We start from the raw sequence: 14454 nt of genomic DNA, 5'->3' as shown, positions 1-14454 counted from the left end.
TTTTCTGGATAGATTGGCATGAGCGATAGCGTAGAACTCTTCACCGACGGCGCCTGCAAAGGCAACCCTGGCCCAGGCGGCTGGGGCGCATTGCTGGTGTGCAAGGGCGTTGAAAAAGAACTCTGGGGCGGCGAAGCCAATACCACCAACAACCGCATGGAGCTGATGGGCGCGATCCGCGGGCTGGAAGAACTCAAGCGTTCCTGCGACGTGCTGCTGGTGACCGACTCCCAGTACGTGATGAAAGGCATCAACGAGTGGATGGACAACTGGAAGAAGCGCGGCTGGAAAACGGCGGCGAAAGAACCGGTGAAGAACGCTGACCTGTGGAAGTTGCTGGATGAGCAGGTCAACCGTCACAACGTTACCTGGAAATGGGTACGCGGGCACATCGGGCATCACGGCAACGAACGGGCTGACCAGCTGGCTAACCGTGGCGTTGATGAAGTGCGCGGGTACAAGCAGGCTTGATTTCCACTCTACGGATGTACCGCGTCACGGCCATCGCGAGCAGGCTCGCTCCCACATTTGATCGTTGTCGATCACAGATTTTGTGTTCACTGAAGATCTAGTGTGGGAGCGAGACCGGCTTGCCGGCGATTGGGGCAATACGGTCTATCTGAAAGACTCCGGCGAGCGTGTTAACATCGCCGCTTTTGCACGATTGACCCGTTGAGAGCTGAGCACTGATGGCCACCAGATCCGTTGTACTCGATACCGAAACCACCGGCATGCCGGTGACAGACGGCCACCGGATTATCGAAATCGGTTGTGTCGAGTTGATCGGTCGGCGCCTGACGGGCCGGCATTTCCACGTTTACCTGCAACCGGACCGCGAAAGTGACGAAGGCGCCATCGGCGTCCACGGCATTACCAACGAGTTCCTCGTGGGCAAGCCACGCTTCACTGAAGTGGCCGATGAGTTTTTCGAATTCATCAAGGGCGCGCAGCTGATCATCCATAACGCGGCGTTCGACGTTGGGTTCATCAACAACGAATTCGCCCTGATGGGTCAGCACGATCGTGCGGACATCACGCAACACTGCTCGATCCTCGACACCCTGATGATGGCCCGGGAACGTCACCCTGGGCAGCGCAATAGCCTCGACGCCTTGTGTAAACGTTATGGCGTCGACAACTCCGGCCGTGAACTTCACGGCGCCTTGCTCGACTCCGAGATTCTCGCCGACGTTTACCTGACCATGACCGGCGGCCAGACCAGCCTGTCGCTGGCCGGCAACGCGTCCGATGGCAATGGCTCCGGCGAAGGCGCGGACAACTCCGCCACCGAAATCCGCCGCTTGCCGGCCGACCGTCAGCCGACGCGGATCATTCGCGCCAGCGAAGACGATCTGGCCCGGCACGTTGCGCGGATGGAAGCCATCGCCAAATCTGCGGGAGCCCCGGCCCTGTGGGTGCAACTCGCCGAGGCTGAAGCTCAGGCCTGAAACCGTCGATGAGTTGAAAGGGCTTTTGTGGCGAGGGAGCTTGCTCCCGCCGGCCGGTCCGCGCTCGGGCGAAGCAGTCGTGATCCCGGCAATACAGTGTGTCTGAAGAAATGCAGAGGGCTGCTTCGCGCCCCAGCGGGAGCAAGCTCCCTCGCCACAAAAGATTGTCGTGGCTCCAGGTTTTCGCGCTTCACCATGGTGCACCCACCGGCCCGCTTCCGGGCATTACACTCGCCACATGCGCTCCAACCCTCTACCCTGAGGTTATTGGCAGGCCAAGGCCTGCCGCCTCAGGACACTGAGCCCCATGTACAAAGATTTGAAATTCCCGGTCCTGATCGTCCATCGCGACATCAAGGCCGACACCGTCGCCGGTGATCGCGTGCGTGGCATCGCCCGTGAGCTGGAGCAGGAAGGCTTCAGCATTGTCTCGGCGGTGGATTACACCGAGGGGCGGCTGGTCGCGTCGACCCATCACGGTCTCTCGTGCATGTTGATCGCCGCCGAGGACCCCAGCGCCGACTCACATTTGCTGCAGAACATGGCCGAACTGATCAGCCTGGCGCGGGTGCGTGCGCCGGACTTGCCGATCTTCGCCCTGGGTGAGCAAGTGACGCTGGAAAACGCTCCGGCCGATGCCATGGACGAGCTCAATCAGCTGCGTGGCATTCTCTATTTGTTCGAAGACACCGTGCCGTTTCTGGCACGGCAGGTCGCGCGAGCCGCGCGCAAATACCTGGATGGCCTGCTGCCACCGTTCTTCAAGGCTTTGGTGCAACACACCGCCGACTCCAATTATTCCTGGCACACGCCCGGCCATGGCGGCGGCGTGGCGTATCACAAGAGCCCGGTAGGGCAGGCGTTTCACCAGTTTTTCGGAGAAAACACCCTGCGTTCGGATTTATCGGTGTCGGTGCCGGAACTGGGTTCGTTGCTCGATCACACCGGCCCGCTGGCTGAGGCGGAGGCGCGAGCGGCGCGCAACTTCGGCGCCGATCACACTTTTTTCGTGATCAATGGCACGTCTACCGCCAACAAGATCGTCTGGCATTCCATGGTTGCCCGCGATGACCTGGTGCTGGTGGATCGCAATTGCCACAAGTCGGTGCTGCACTCGATCATCATGACCGGCGCCATTCCGTTGTACTTGTGCCCGGAACGTAACGAACTGGGGATCATCGGCCCGATTCCGCTGAGCGAATTCAGCCGCGAGTCGATCCAGGCCAAGATCGATGCCAGCCCGCTGACCAAGGGCCGCGCACCCAAAGTCAAACTGGCGGTGGTGACCAATTCCACCTATGACGGCCTCTGCTACAACGCCGAACTGATCAAGCAAAGCCTGGGCAACAGCGTCGAAGTGCTGCATTTCGATGAGGCCTGGTATGCCTATGCGGCGTTTCACGAGTTTTTTGCCGGGCGTTACGGCATGGGCACTTCCCGCAGCGAAGACAGCCCGCTGGTGTTCACCACCCATTCCACGCACAAACTATTGGCGGCATTCAGTCAGGCCTCGATGATTCACGTTCAGGATGGCGGCGCCCGGCAACTGGACCGCGACCGTTTCAACGAAGCGTTCATGATGCACATCTCCACGTCGCCGCAATACAGCATCATTGCCTCGCTGGATGTGGCTTCGGCCATGATGGAAGGCCCGGCCGGTCGTTCCTTGTTACAGGAAATGTTCGACGAGGCCTTGAGTTTTCGCCGGGCGCTGGCGAACCTGCGACAGCACATTGCTGCCGATGACTGGTGGTTTTCCATCTGGCAGCCGCCGTCGGTGGAAGGCATCGAGCGCGTCGTCACCGGAGACTGGCTGCTGCAACCCGACGCCGACTGGCACGGCTTTGGCGGCGTGACCGACGACTATGTGCTGCTCGATCCGATCAAAGTCACGCTGGTGATGCCGGGCCTCACCGCAGGCGGCGCGTTGAGCGAACGGGGGATTCCGGCGGCGGTGGTCAGCAAGTTTCTCTGGGAGCGCGGACTGGTGGTCGAGAAGACTGGTTTGTATTCATTCCTGGTACTGTTTTCCATGGGTATCACCAAGGGCAAATGGAGCACGCTGCTGACCGAGTTGCTGGAGTTCAAGCGCAGCTATGACGGCAACGTCAGCCTGGCGACGTGCCTGCCGTGCGTGGCGCAGCAGGACGGCGCGCGTTACAAGGGCATGGGGTTGCGCGATCTGTGCGATCAACTGCACGCCTGTTACCGCAGCAATGCCACGGCCAAACATCTCAAGCGTATGTACACGGTGCTGCCGGAAATCGCCATGAAGCCGGCCGACGCCTATGATCAACTGGTGCGTGGCGAGGTGGAGGCAGTGTCGATCGATGCGCTGGACGGCCGCATCGCCGCCGTCATGCTGGTACCGTACCCGCCGGGGATCCCGTTGATCATGCCCGGCGAACGCTTCACCGAGTCGACCCGCTCGATCATCGATTACCTGGCGTTTGCCCGCACGTTCGACAGCAGTTTTCCGGGGTTTGTCGCCGATGTGCACGGCTTGCAACACGAAGACGAGGGCAATGGGCGGCATTACACCGTCGATTGCATCAAGGAGTGAGGACCTTTCCCAGTATGCAACCGGTCATGAATCCGAAATACCCAGGGCTGTCGGTGCGCGTTGCCGACGATGGTTTCGCCGCTTATATCTGGGGCAGTGATTTCAGTTTTGAAGTCGCGGCCTATGGCGCAGCCGAAATCGGCAAACCGGTGGACCAGTGGCCAGTGACGCCGATCACCCCCTACCGTAAGTGCTATGGCATTGATCCCGAGGAATTCAGCAGTTTCCGCGATGCCGCCGACAGTGCGATTTTCATGGCTTATCTCGACGATGAGCCGGTGGGTCACCTGGTGGTCAGCACCAACTGGAACGGTTTTGCCCACATCGATGAGCTGGCGGTGCATGCGCCGGCACGGCGACATGGCGTGGCCAAGGCGCTGCTGGATGTGGCGCAGTTCTGGAGTCGCAAGAAGAAACTGCCGGGCATCATGCTTGAAACCCAGAACAATAACCTGGGGGCCTGCCGGCTCTATGAACGTTGCGGGTATGTGATTGGCGGAATCGATCATCTGCGCTATCGCGGCATTGACCCCAACACCGCCGAGATTGCGTTGTTCTGGTATCGATTGTTCGATAACCCGCTGGAAAACCCGATCAGCTCGCCAACATCGCCACGGCTTGTTCCGTGACGATATCCAGCAATGCCTGAGCGGCCGGGGAAGGCTCGCCGTTCTTCAAGGTCAGTGCGTAGACGCTGATCGGTACGGCGGGCGCCAGCGGGCAGGCGTCCAGGCCAGCGGATTTGGCCCCGAGTGCGGTGAACGGGTCGACAATCGCCAGCCCTTCACCGGCCTCGACCATGCTGCGCATCATCTGGTGCGTCTGCACCCGAGTGTGGACGACGGGAGCAGGGCGCAGCCCGTGCAGTTTGTTGTCGAGCGCCGGGCTCAGCGGATCATGACCTTCCAGGCCGACCATCGACTGGCCCGCCAGGTCTTGCAGCGAAATGTACTTCTGCTTCGGTTGCAGCCAGCCGTGGGGCGCCAACAGTTGCAGTTTGCCCTGGGCAATGACCTGACAATGAATATCCGCGTGGTCGGGATCGTGCAGGCTCAGGCCCAGATCGCTTTCGCGCAGCAGCAGGCTTCGGACGATGTCGCGGGTGGGCTGGCTCAACAGGCTGCAAGGCACGTCGGGCAGACGCCGGCGCAGGGCCGCGATGCTCTGGGGCAACAACTGTTGAGCAAGGGGCGGCGTGCAAATGATGCGAAGGGGTGGGGCCTGATACTGCTTGAGGCTGCTGGCCAAACGCTGGACCGGTTCGAGCGCCTCGTAGACGTGGGCGATTTCGACCTGCAACTCCCGCGCCTCGCGCGTGGCCTGCAAGCGTCCACGCACGCTGGAAAACAACATGAAACCCAACTGACTCTCAGCGTCACGCAGAATGCTTTCGACCTCGGCCACTGGTAGCTGCAACCATTCGGCGGCGGTGCCCAGGTGACCGGTCTGCAGAAGCGCCTGTATCACTTCGATATGACGTAAACGCATGCGTGAAGTCCATGTTCAGCAGGTGAGGGAGTCAGTGACTGATCCTAACCCAAGTCCGCGCATAAGACTTCTGCTCATAACGCGAGGTTATGAGGCGACGTTGGTTTCCGGCAGGCTGCCGACATAAGTGTCGGGCTCGCGCACGATGGTGACATCCGATTGCACCAGCAAAAACTGGTTGTCATCGAGTTTCTTGACGCGATCGCCAATGGCCAGTTTGTAAGTGGTGACAGGCACGGAGCCGGCGAGACCGTCTGCCGACGGGGTGGATTCCTGGAACTCATGCACGGAATAGACACGGCCTTCCGCGTCTCTTGCATGGAACTGACCGACGAGTACTGCTGCCATCTGCTTAGAACCTCTGGAGATAAATCACTCAATTTGCGGTTCTGTAGACCGTGGTTGGGCGAGGTAAGTTTTCCTACAGGAAAAAAATAGTCAGGGACGGCATTTTCAGTCGTCCGCTGTGTGAATCGTCATCTATAACTACAAGCTCTTCCATCGGACAGTCGAGAATCTTCCATGAGCAACGTCTATACGATCGCCGTGCTGGTCGGCAGCTTGAGAAAGGAATCGATCAATCGCAAGGTCGCGTTGGCCCTGGCCGATCTGGCTCCTGCGAATCTCAAACTTAACATCGTCGAAATTGGCGACTTGCCGCTGTACAACGAAGACATCGATGGTGCTTCACCGCCGGCAGCCTACAGCACTTTCCGACAACAAGTGAGTTCATCCGACGCGTTGCTGTTCGTGACCCCGGAATACAACCGTTCGGTACCGGCGCCCCTGAAGAACGCGATCGACGTGGGTTCGCGTCCCTACGGCAAGAGTGCCTGGGGTGGCAAGCCCGGGGCGGTGATCAGCGTTTCACCGGGGGCGGTCGGCGGGTTTGGTGCCAACCATCACCTGCGTCAGTCCATGGTTTTTCTCGATGTGCCGTGCATGCAGCAGCCGGAAGCCTACCTGAGCGGGGCAGGATCGGCGTTCGACGAGGCCGGCAACCTGTCGGAGTCGGTCAGGCCGTTCCTGCAGAAATTCATTGATGCTTATGGGAAGTGGGTCGAACAGCACAAGAAGGTCTGACAAATATCCGTAATCCGCCGCACCGCTAGCTCTTACAGGGTTGTGGGGCCACATACCGGCCTGGGGTTTTGCCGATGTGATTGCTTCGACGATTGAGGGCGTAAGGGTAGGCGAGCGCTTCTACGGCTATTTTCCGATTGCCAGCCATCTATGGATGCGCCCGGAACGTGTTACCGCGCGTGGTTTCTATGATGCTTCGCAACATCGGCAGGCGCTGACGTCGGCTTACAACCAATACACCCGTTGCAGCTGGGATTCGTACTACCGACCTGAAACCGAAAACCTGCAGATTTTGCTCAAGCCGCTGTTTCTGACCTCGTCGATGCTGGCAGATTTCCTACAGGACAATCAGTTCTTCGGCGCGACCCGGCTGGTGTTCTCCAGTGCTTCGAGCAAAACCGCCTACGGCACGGCGGTGTGCCTGGACAATCAGCCCGGTCTGGAACGAGTGGCGCTGACGTCTGCCGACAACAAGGCGTTCGTCGAAAAGCTCGGTTGTTATGAGCGAACGGTGTCCTGCGCAGAACTGGCGAGCCTGGCCAATGACCGTCCAACGCTCTATGTGGATTTTTCCGGTGACCTGGGTTTACGTGACCGGGTGCACCAGCACTTTGCCGGGCAATTGCTTTACAGCTGCTTCGCCGGTTCTGCGCAGAGCACCGAAGAAGCACGGTTGACGGCCATCGAGGGGCCGCAGCCAGTGTTCTTTTTTGCACCGATTCAGATCCGCAAGCGCAATGCTGACTGGGGCCCGGAAGGCGTCAGTCGGCATATTGGTGAGGGCTTGCAGCGTTTTTATCGGCAAGTGACCGCGGCGGAAAACCCGTTGCTGGAAGTGGTTGAGAGTGAGGGCTATGAAGCGGCGCAGAACGTCATTTCCCGGTTGTTTCATGGGCAGATCGCGCCGGTGGAGGGGCATGTGATCCGGTTGTGAGTGGGTGTCGCATCCTGTGGCGAGGGAGCTTGCTCCCGCTCGGCTGCGCAGCAGTCGCAAAACCTGTCATTAAGGTGTGTCTGGCACAATGAATTCTCAGGTGTTGGGGCTGCGTTGCAGCCCAGCGGGAGCAAGTGGGAGTCCGGAAACTTTGCTTTACTGAATATTCGAAATTCCATATATTCACGCCTCGTTTGTCTGGAGGCGTGTTCCCTCATGTCCGATTCCCATGGTCCCGTCGATATTTTCAAGGCCCTGGCCGATGACACGCGCAGTCGTATCGCCATGCTGATCGCCCGCGAAGGCGAGTTGTGCGTGTGTGAGTTGACTGCCGGGCTGGACCTCAGCCAACCCAAGATCTCTCGTCATCTGGCGCAATTGCGCAGCAACGGGCTGCTGGCGGATCGTCGGCAGGGGCAGTGGGTGTTTTATCGTCTGCATCCGCAACTATCGCCGTGGGTCCTCACGCTGTTGCAGGGGGCACTGGCCGCCAACGTTGAATGGCTCGCCGCCGATGTCGCACGTTTGCAGGCGATGGCTGACCGGCCGGTTCGCTGCTGCTGATTTTTTCTCCACTTTTTGAAGGCTGCTCCGGATGCTTGTCGCGTCGTTGATTTTTCTGCTGACTATCACCCTGGTGATCTGGCAACCCAAAGGTCTGGGCGTCGGCTGGAGCGCGGTATTCGGCGCAGTGCTGGCGCTGATTTTCGGCGTGGTGCACCTGACTGACATTCCGTTGGTATGGCAGATCATCTGGAACGCCACCGGCACCTTTGTCGCGCTGATCATCATCAGCCTGTTGCTGGATGAGGCAGGGTTCTTTGCGTGGGCGGCGTTGCATGTCGCGCGTTGGGGGCGTGGCAGTGGCCGCAAGTTGTTTGCCTACATGGTGCTGCTCGGCGCGCTGGTCTCGGCGCTGTTTGCCAATGACGGCGCGGCGCTGATTCTCACGCCCATCGTGATTTCCATGTTGCTGGCGCTGCGTTTTTCGCCGGCGGCGACGCTGGCATTCGTGATGGGCGCCGGGTTCATCGCCGACACTGCAAGTCTGCCGCTGGTGGTGTCGAACCTGGTGAATATCGTTTCCGCCGACTTCTTCCACATCAGCTTCAATCGCTACGCGGCGGTGATGATCCCGGTCAATCTGGTCAGCGTAGCGGCGACGCTGGCGGTGCTGATGTGGTTCTTCCGGCGCGACATTCCCAAGGATTACGATCCTGAGCAACTGGCGCATCCGGCCAGCGCCATCCACGACAAGGCGACATTTTTCGCAGGTTGGGTGGTGTTGCTGATCCTGTTGCTCGGCTGTTTTGCGCTGGAACCGCTGGGGATTCCCATCAGTGCCATTTCGGCGGTGTGCGCGGCGTTGCTGCTGGCCATTGCGGCCCGAGGTCACAAGATTTCCACGCGCAAGGTGATGAAAGAAGCGCCGTGGCAGATCGTGATTTTCTCGCTGGGCATGTATCTGGTGGTCTACGGACTGCGCAACGCCGGGCTCACCGGGTATCTGGCGGGCTGGCTGGACGGTTTTGCCGGTTATGGCGTCTGGGGTGCAGCAATGGGCACCGGTGTGCTGACCGCGTTGCTGTCGTCGATGATGAACAATCTGCCGACGGTGCTGATCGGCCTGCTGTCGATCGATGCCAGTCAGGCAACAGGTGTGGTGAAGGAGGCAATGATCTACGCCAACGTCATTGGCAGTGACCTGGGGCCGAAGATTACGCCGATCGGCAGCCTGGCGACGTTGTTGTGGCTGCATGTGCTGCAGCGCAAGAATATCCGTATCGGGTGGGGGTATTACTTCAAGGTCGGGATTGTTTTGACGGTGCCGGTGTTGCTGGTGACGCTGGCGGCGTTGGCTGTGCGGTTGTCTATCTAGACCGGGTTGGCCCTATCGCGGGCAAGCCCGCTCCCACAGGTTTCGTGCCGTTCGCCAGTTTTGTATTCGACACTAGTCCTGTGGGAGCGGGCTTGCCCGCGATGAGGCCCGCCCATTCACCCTAAATCTCAACCACTGCCCGGCACATTCGGCCAAAGATCCGCCACCAGAAACAACCGCTCTGCCTCTTCCCAATCCTCATCGGCATTCTCGATCAACCGCACCAGCAACTGCGCCGGCGCCAGCGGCTCCAGATCGCTGAGCCACGCCTCCAGCTGTTCTGCGTTCCAGGTCTGTTCCACCGGATAATGCGCCGGCGCCAGCCAGGCATGGCGGGGCAGGGGTTGCCAGCGCCCGAACGGACGCTGTGCGACAAAATCCTTCCAGTCCTTTTGATGCAGCCAGCTACCGCGCAAATGCTGCGGGTGCGCGCCGTCCGGTGATTGGGACTGCCCCGGCCACGGATACAACAGATAACCGCCCAGCCACAAATGCGCACTGAACTGCTGAATATCCAGCGCCGCCAGCACTTCACGGCTCTCCGGCCGGGCGGAAATCGGCAACTGATGCTGACTCAAGTGTGCCAGTTTACGGTCCAGCCGATCGTGGCAGCCCGGGCCTAGCCAGTGCGCGGTGTTGTGCCCGTCGCCCTCTTGGGGGCCGAGGTAAAGCTTGATTGCCAGTTCCAGGTGATGCACGCCGTCGCGATCACGCAGCAGCATGTCCAGCTCGCCGAGCGTGTGGCCCTCACGGCGGATCGGCATATTGGCGGCAATCAAATCGATGCCCGGCGCATGCCGCACGGCGTATTGCCACAGCCGTTCATAGTACAGACCCAGTCGCCGGGTCCGGGCCTGGGCCAGCCAGTGCAGCAGGTCATAACTGTCGCGATCCAGTTGCCGCAGCCAGAGTTCCAGCCGTTCCGGCGCCTGCACCCAGTCACTGCCGGCCAGCGGATGGCGTTGCGGCCACGGCGTGACCTCAAGCATCGGCGGCGCGAGGATGACCCACGCCAGGTCGCGCACCTCCGGGTGGCGCAACTGGTGGGGTAACTGCAGCAAATCGGGAAATAGGATCATCTTGCGAGCATAGCCCTAAACATGAGTACATCCTTGTGGCTGAAAGGATTTTGTCTATCCCGCGCTTTCGCCCATAATCGTGTTTTTCGCCGTCGCAGGCCCCCGCGTCCCAATAGGAGCCCCATGGAGCAATTTCGTAATATCGGCATCATCGGTCGCCTGGGCAGTTCGCAGGTGCTGGATACCGTCCGCCGACTGAAACGGTTTCTGCTCGATCGTCACCTGCACGTGATCCTCGAAGACACCATCGCCGAAGTGCTGCCGGGTCATGGCCTGCAAACCTCGTCGCGCAAGATGCTAGGTGAAGTGTGTGACATGGTGATTGTGGTCGGTGGTGACGGCAGCCTGCTCGGCGCCGCGCGCGCACTGGCCCGGCACAATATTCCGGTGCTCGGGATCAACCGGGGCAGCCTGGGTTTCCTCACCGATATTCGCCCGGACGAGCTCGAAGTCAAGGTCGCCGAAGTGCTCGACGGCCACTACCTGGTGGAAAACCGCTTCCTGCTGCAGGCCGAAGTCCGGCGCCACGCCGAGGCCATTGGCCAGGGCGACGCACTGAACGATGTGGTGCTGCACCCCGGAAAATCGACGCGGATGATCGAGTTCGAGCTGTACATCGACGGCCAGTTCGTCTGCAGCCAGAAGGCCGATGGCCTGATCGTCGCCACCCCGACCGGTTCGACCGCTTACGCGCTGTCGGCGGGTGGCCCGATCATGCATCCCAAGCTCGACGCTATTGTGATTGTGCCGATGTACCCCCATACCTTGTCGGGCAGGCCAATTGTGGTCGATGGCAACAGTGAGCTGAAAATCGTCGTGTCCAAGGATATGCAGATCTACCCGCAAGTCTCCTGTGACGGGCAGAACCACTTCACCTGCGCGCCGGGTGACACCATCACTATCAGCAAGAAAGCGCAGAAGCTGCGGCTGATTCACCCGCTCGACCACAACTACTACGAAGTCTGCCGGACCAAGCTCGGCTGGGGCAGCAAGTTGGGGGGTGGAGGCGACTGATGCTCGATCCCGCGCGAAGTTACGACCTGATCGGTGACGTGCACGGTTGCGCTCTGACCCTTGAGCACTTGCTCGACCGGCTCGGTTATCACAAACAGAAGGGTGTCTGGCGGCATGCGTCGCGCATGGCGGTGTTCGTCGGTGACATCATCGACCGTGGCCCGCGGATTCGCGAGGCGCTGCACATCGTCCACGATATGGTCGAGGCTGGCCAGGCGCTGTGCATCATGGGCAACCACGAATTCAACGCACTCGGCTGGAGCACCCCGGCGCCTCCGGGCAGCGGCAAGCAGTTCGTTCGTGAACACACCCCGCGTCATGCGCGCCTGTTGGGTGAAACCCTGACGCAGTTTGAAGATCACCCTGGCGACTGGCATGACTTCCAGCAATGGTTCTACGAATTGCCCCTGTTTCTGGATGCCGGGCGTTTCCGCGTGGTGCACGCCTGCTGGGATTCGGGCCTGATCGAGCCGTTGCGCGGGCTGTTTCCCGATGGCTGTGTCGATGAACATTTCCTCCAGGCGTCGGCCGTGCCGGGCAGTTTTGCCTGCACCGTGTTCGACCGCTTGCTGCGCGGCACCGACATGCGTTTGCCCCACGGTTTGACCATGACCAGCGGCGATGGCCTGACGCGCTCGTTCTTCCGAACCAAGTTCTGGGAAGACGACCCGCAAACCTATGGAGACATCGTGTTCCAGCCTGACGCCTTACCGGAACCCGTGGCCCGAACGCCGCTGTCCTCCACCGAAAAAGACACCTTGCTGCGCTATGGCGTTGACGAGCCCTTGTTGTTCGTCGGCCACTACTGGCGTAGCGGTAAACCGGCACCGATCCGCCCGAACCTGGCTTGCCTGGATTACAGCGCGGTGCTCTACGGAAAGCTGGTTGCCTATCGCCTGGACCAGGAAACCCGGCTCGATCCGCACAAGTTTGTCTGGGTCGACGTCGAACGGCCCGAGGTGCTGCGATGAGTGCCGTTGCCGTATTGCGCCTGCCGCTGGCGGTGGATCTGAGCGGCTTCGTCAAATTGCTGCAACGCATGCAGGTGCCGCATCGGGTCAGCGAAGAGCAGGGCGAGCAGGTGCTGTGGGTGCCCGCCAATATCAGTGAAGACGTTCGTGCGTTGTACGAGCGTTTCCCGGCGGGTGATCCCGATCACCAACTCGACATTCCGGTGGCGAAAACCAGAACGCGTCCCGGTTTCGTCGAGCAATTGCGCCTCGCCAAAGCGACTGCACTGGTGCTGTTGCTGAGCCTGATCGTCGGCGCGGTGACGCTGCTGGGCGAAAACCTCGACACGATGCACTGGTTCACCTTCCTCGATTTTCGGGTGGTCGGCGAGTACATCCATTTCACACCACTGGCCGATAGCCTGGCGGCGGGGCAGTGGTGGCGTCTGGTGACGCCGATGCTGATCCACTTCGGTTTCCTGCACCTGGCCATGAACGGCATGTGGTACTGGGAGCTGGGGCGGCGCATCGAGTCGCGTCAGGGCGGCATCAACCTGATCGGCCTGACCTTGCTGTTCGCCCTGGTGTCCAATTACGCCCAGTTCATTTTCAGCGGCCCGACCTTGTTTGGCGGGTTGTCCGGCGTGCTGTACGGCCTGCTCGGGCATTGCTGGATCTTCCAGACTCTGTCGCCTAACCGGGCTTATCGCCTGCCGCGTGGTGTCTTGGTAATGATGCTGATATGGCTGCTGCTGTGCCTGTCCGGGCTGGTCTCGATGATCGGCTTCGGTGAAATTGCCAACGCCGCCCACGTCGGCGGGTTGCTCGTCGGATGCCTGACCGGTTTGTTGGGTGGTTTGTACAACCGCCGTAAACTGGCCGTCCAAAATCGTATGTGAATCAAAGAGCGCGGAGACCTTGATGTCCTCTTTTAACGAAATGATCAAAAACATCACGCCGGATATCTACCAGAGCCTGAAACTGGCGGTGGAAATCGGCAAATGGTCGGACGGTGGCAAACTCACCGCCGAGCAACGCGAACTGTCGCTGCAAGCAATGATCGCCTGGGAAATCCAGAACCTGCCGGAAGACGAGCGAACAGGCTACATGGGCCCGCAGGAATGCAGCTCCAAGTCGATCACCGTACCGAATATCCTGTTCAAGTCGGATGCCATCCATTGATCGAGATTGGCCGCGGTGCAATCAGTAAAATGTCGGCTCGCCTGGACGGGTCCGACGTGCAGTACGCGTTTCGTCTGGGCGAGGTCGAGGTGCCGGTCAATCCGTTGATCGGCAGCACGGTTCGTCTGGAATACCTGGGGGCGATTTTCTGCTCCCATTGCGGGCGCAAGACCAAAACCAGTTTCAGCCAGGGTTACTGCTACCCGTGCATGACCAAACTGGCGCAGTGCGATATCTGCATCATGAGCCCGGAGCGTTGCCACTACGACGCAGGCACCTGCCGTGAACCGGAGTGGGGCGAGAAGTTCTGCATGACCGATCACATTGTGTATCTGTCGAACTCGTCCGGGGTCAAAGTCGGGATTACCCGCGCCACCCAGCTGCCGACCCGCTGGATCGACCAGGGCGCCCGTCAGGCGTTGCCGATCATGCGTGTTTCAACCCGCCAGCAATCGGGCTTCGTCGAAGATCTGTTCCGCAGTCAGGTGGCCGACAAGACCAACTGGCGTGCTTTACTCAAGGGCGAGGCGGTTTCGGTGGATCTGGCCGAGGTTCGCGATCAGCTGTTTGATAGCTGCGCCGAAGGTTTGCAAGGTTTGCAGGAACGATTCGGCCTACAGGCAATCCAGACTATTGCCGACATAGAACCGCTCGAAATCCGCTATCCGGTCGAGCAATACCCGGCCAAAATCGTCAGCTTCAACCTGGACAAGAACCCGATTGCCGAAGGCACGCTGCTGGGGATCAAGGGCCAGTACCTGATTTTCGACACCGGCGTGATCAATATTCGTAAATACACGGCTTATCAGCTCGCCGTGCATCAGTAAGGACTCC

Annotated in this window: 16 protein-coding genes; 13 read left to right on the top strand and 3 right to left on the bottom strand. The window is 60.1% G+C overall.

All coding sequences use genetic code 11. The features are described from left to right. Positions 1–18 precede the first annotated feature (18 nt). The 4 genes from rnhA to KJF94_RS12340 all read left to right on the top strand — a co-directional run bounded on the left by rnhA (position 19) and on the right by KJF94_RS12340 (position 4640). Positions 19–471 (top strand): ribonuclease HI, encoded by a 453-nt coding sequence (rnhA, locus tag KJF94_RS12355; RefSeq protein ID WP_008028618.1) that lies wholly within the window; start codon positions 19–21, stop codon positions 469–471. Between the two features lie 218 nt (positions 472–689). After that, on the top strand, positions 690–1448 hold the full coding sequence (gene dnaQ, locus KJF94_RS12350; RefSeq protein ID WP_214383761.1) for a DNA polymerase III subunit epsilon: 759 nt from the start codon (positions 690–692) through the stop codon (positions 1446–1448). Between the two features lie 307 nt (positions 1449–1755). After that, the gene (locus tag KJF94_RS12345) at positions 1756–4011 is read left to right on the top strand and encodes an Orn/Lys/Arg family decarboxylase (RefSeq protein WP_214383759.1); all 2256 of its coding nucleotides are present in this window, start codon (positions 1756–1758) and stop codon (positions 4009–4011) included. Between the two features lie 14 nt (positions 4012–4025). Further along, on the top strand, positions 4026–4640 hold the full coding sequence (locus tag KJF94_RS12340) for a GNAT family N-acetyltransferase (RefSeq protein ID WP_214383757.1): 615 nt from the start codon (positions 4026–4028) through the stop codon (positions 4638–4640). Here the strand turns inward: KJF94_RS12340 and KJF94_RS12335 are convergent. Together KJF94_RS12335 and KJF94_RS12330 are read right to left on the bottom strand one after the other, a co-directional pair. Beyond that, a complete protein-coding gene (locus KJF94_RS12335) occupies positions 4606–5499 on the bottom strand; it encodes a LysR family transcriptional regulator (protein ID WP_214383755.1) in 894 nt (297 codons plus the stop codon). The genes KJF94_RS12340 and KJF94_RS12335 overlap by 35 nt on opposite strands. An 87-nt stretch (positions 5500–5586) precedes the next feature. After that, entirely contained in the window at positions 5587–5847 is a 261-nt protein-coding gene (locus KJF94_RS12330) for a hypothetical protein (protein WP_214383753.1), read from the bottom strand. Positions 5848–6021: 174 nt separating this feature from the next. On the opposite strand from KJF94_RS12330, the gene KJF94_RS12325 reads away from it, so the two are divergent. The 4 genes from KJF94_RS12325 to KJF94_RS12310 all read left to right on the top strand — a co-directional run bounded on the left by KJF94_RS12325 (position 6022) and on the right by KJF94_RS12310 (position 9395). After that, on the top strand, positions 6022–6582 hold the full coding sequence (locus tag KJF94_RS12325) for an NADPH-dependent FMN reductase (protein ID WP_214383751.1): 561 nt from the start codon (positions 6022–6024) through the stop codon (positions 6580–6582). Between the two features lie 40 nt (positions 6583–6622). Continuing rightward, a complete protein-coding gene (locus KJF94_RS12320) occupies positions 6623–7516 on the top strand; it encodes a DUF2855 family protein (RefSeq protein ID WP_284681144.1) in 894 nt (297 codons plus the stop codon). Between the two features lie 216 nt (positions 7517–7732). Further along, a complete protein-coding gene (locus tag KJF94_RS12315) occupies positions 7733–8080 on the top strand; it encodes a metalloregulator ArsR/SmtB family transcription factor (RefSeq protein WP_214383749.1) in 348 nt (115 codons plus the stop codon). A gap of 31 nt (positions 8081–8111) precedes the next feature. Continuing rightward, positions 8112–9395, top strand: coding sequence for an arsenic transporter (locus tag KJF94_RS12310; protein WP_214383747.1), 1284 nt, complete (start codon positions 8112–8114; stop codon positions 9393–9395). A 128-nt stretch (positions 9396–9523) separates the two neighbouring features. Here KJF94_RS12310 and KJF94_RS12305 read toward each other — a convergent pair whose 3' ends face one another. Further along, entirely contained in the window at positions 9524–10474 is a 951-nt protein-coding gene (locus KJF94_RS12305) for a DUF1853 family protein (RefSeq protein WP_214383745.1), read from the bottom strand. 123 nt (positions 10475–10597) lie between these two features. Between KJF94_RS12305 and KJF94_RS12300 the strand changes: the two genes are divergently transcribed. Genes KJF94_RS12300 through KJF94_RS12280 form a run of 5 tightly spaced genes read left to right on the top strand, consistent with a single transcriptional unit; the run spans position 10598 to position 14447 of the window. After that, positions 10598–11488, top strand: coding sequence for an NAD(+) kinase (locus KJF94_RS12300; RefSeq protein WP_007906781.1), 891 nt, complete (start codon positions 10598–10600; stop codon positions 11486–11488). Continuing rightward, the gene (locus tag KJF94_RS12295) at positions 11485–12459 is read left to right on the top strand and encodes a metallophosphoesterase (protein WP_214384851.1); all 975 of its coding nucleotides are present in this window, start codon (positions 11485–11487) and stop codon (positions 12457–12459) included. Before KJF94_RS12300 ends, KJF94_RS12295 begins: the two co-directional genes overlap by 4 nt. Next, a complete protein-coding gene (locus KJF94_RS12290) occupies positions 12456–13337 on the top strand; it encodes a rhomboid family intramembrane serine protease (protein ID WP_214383744.1) in 882 nt (293 codons plus the stop codon). Before KJF94_RS12295 ends, KJF94_RS12290 begins: the two co-directional genes overlap by 4 nt. A 22-nt stretch (positions 13338–13359) precedes the next feature. Continuing rightward, positions 13360–13620: a YeaC family protein gene (locus KJF94_RS12285; RefSeq protein ID WP_214383742.1), complete on the top strand. Its 261-nt coding sequence runs from the start codon at positions 13360–13362 to the stop codon at positions 13618–13620. Then, on the top strand, positions 13617–14447 hold the full coding sequence (locus KJF94_RS12280) for a DUF2797 domain-containing protein (protein WP_214383740.1): 831 nt from the start codon (positions 13617–13619) through the stop codon (positions 14445–14447). Before KJF94_RS12285 ends, KJF94_RS12280 begins: the two co-directional genes overlap by 4 nt. The last annotated feature ends 7 nt before the right edge of the window (positions 14448–14454 follow it).

This window comes from Pseudomonas hormoni, assembly GCF_018502625.1.
Classification (GTDB): domain Bacteria; phylum Pseudomonadota; class Gammaproteobacteria; order Pseudomonadales; family Pseudomonadaceae; genus Aquipseudomonas; species Aquipseudomonas hormoni.
The sequence above is the reverse complement of the archived record's forward strand: the minus strand, read 5'-3'. Positions and strand labels throughout refer to the sequence as shown.

Excerpts from the sequence above, each read along its gene's own strand:
- rnhA (WP_008028618.1), top strand. The coding sequence starts at position 19 with ATGAGCGATAGCGTAGAACTCTTCACCGACGGCGCCTGCAAAGGCAAC.
- dnaQ (WP_214383761.1), top strand. The coding sequence starts at position 690 with ATGGCCACCAGATCCGTTGTACTCGATACCGAAACCACCGGCATGCCG.
- KJF94_RS12345 (WP_214383759.1), top strand. The coding sequence starts at position 1,756 with ATGTACAAAGATTTGAAATTCCCGGTCCTGATCGTCCATCGCGACATC.
- KJF94_RS12340 (WP_214383757.1), top strand. The coding sequence starts at position 4,026 with ATGCAACCGGTCATGAATCCGAAATACCCAGGGCTGTCGGTGCGCGTT.
- KJF94_RS12335 (WP_214383755.1), bottom strand. The coding sequence starts at position 5,499 with ATGCGTTTACGTCATATCGAAGTGATACAGGCGCTTCTGCAGACCGGT.
- KJF94_RS12330 (WP_214383753.1), bottom strand. The coding sequence starts at position 5,847 with ATGGCAGCAGTACTCGTCGGTCAGTTCCATGCAAGAGACGCGGAAGGC.
- KJF94_RS12325 (WP_214383751.1), top strand. The coding sequence starts at position 6,022 with ATGAGCAACGTCTATACGATCGCCGTGCTGGTCGGCAGCTTGAGAAAG.
- KJF94_RS12315 (WP_214383749.1), top strand. The coding sequence starts at position 7,733 with ATGTCCGATTCCCATGGTCCCGTCGATATTTTCAAGGCCCTGGCCGAT.
- KJF94_RS12310 (WP_214383747.1), top strand. The coding sequence starts at position 8,112 with ATGCTTGTCGCGTCGTTGATTTTTCTGCTGACTATCACCCTGGTGATC.
- KJF94_RS12305 (WP_214383745.1), bottom strand. The coding sequence starts at position 10,474 with ATGATCCTATTTCCCGATTTGCTGCAGTTACCCCACCAGTTGCGCCAC.
- KJF94_RS12300 (WP_007906781.1), top strand. The coding sequence starts at position 10,598 with ATGGAGCAATTTCGTAATATCGGCATCATCGGTCGCCTGGGCAGTTCG.
- KJF94_RS12290 (WP_214383744.1), top strand. The coding sequence starts at position 12,456 with ATGAGTGCCGTTGCCGTATTGCGCCTGCCGCTGGCGGTGGATCTGAGC.
- KJF94_RS12285 (WP_214383742.1), top strand. The coding sequence starts at position 13,360 with ATGTCCTCTTTTAACGAAATGATCAAAAACATCACGCCGGATATCTAC.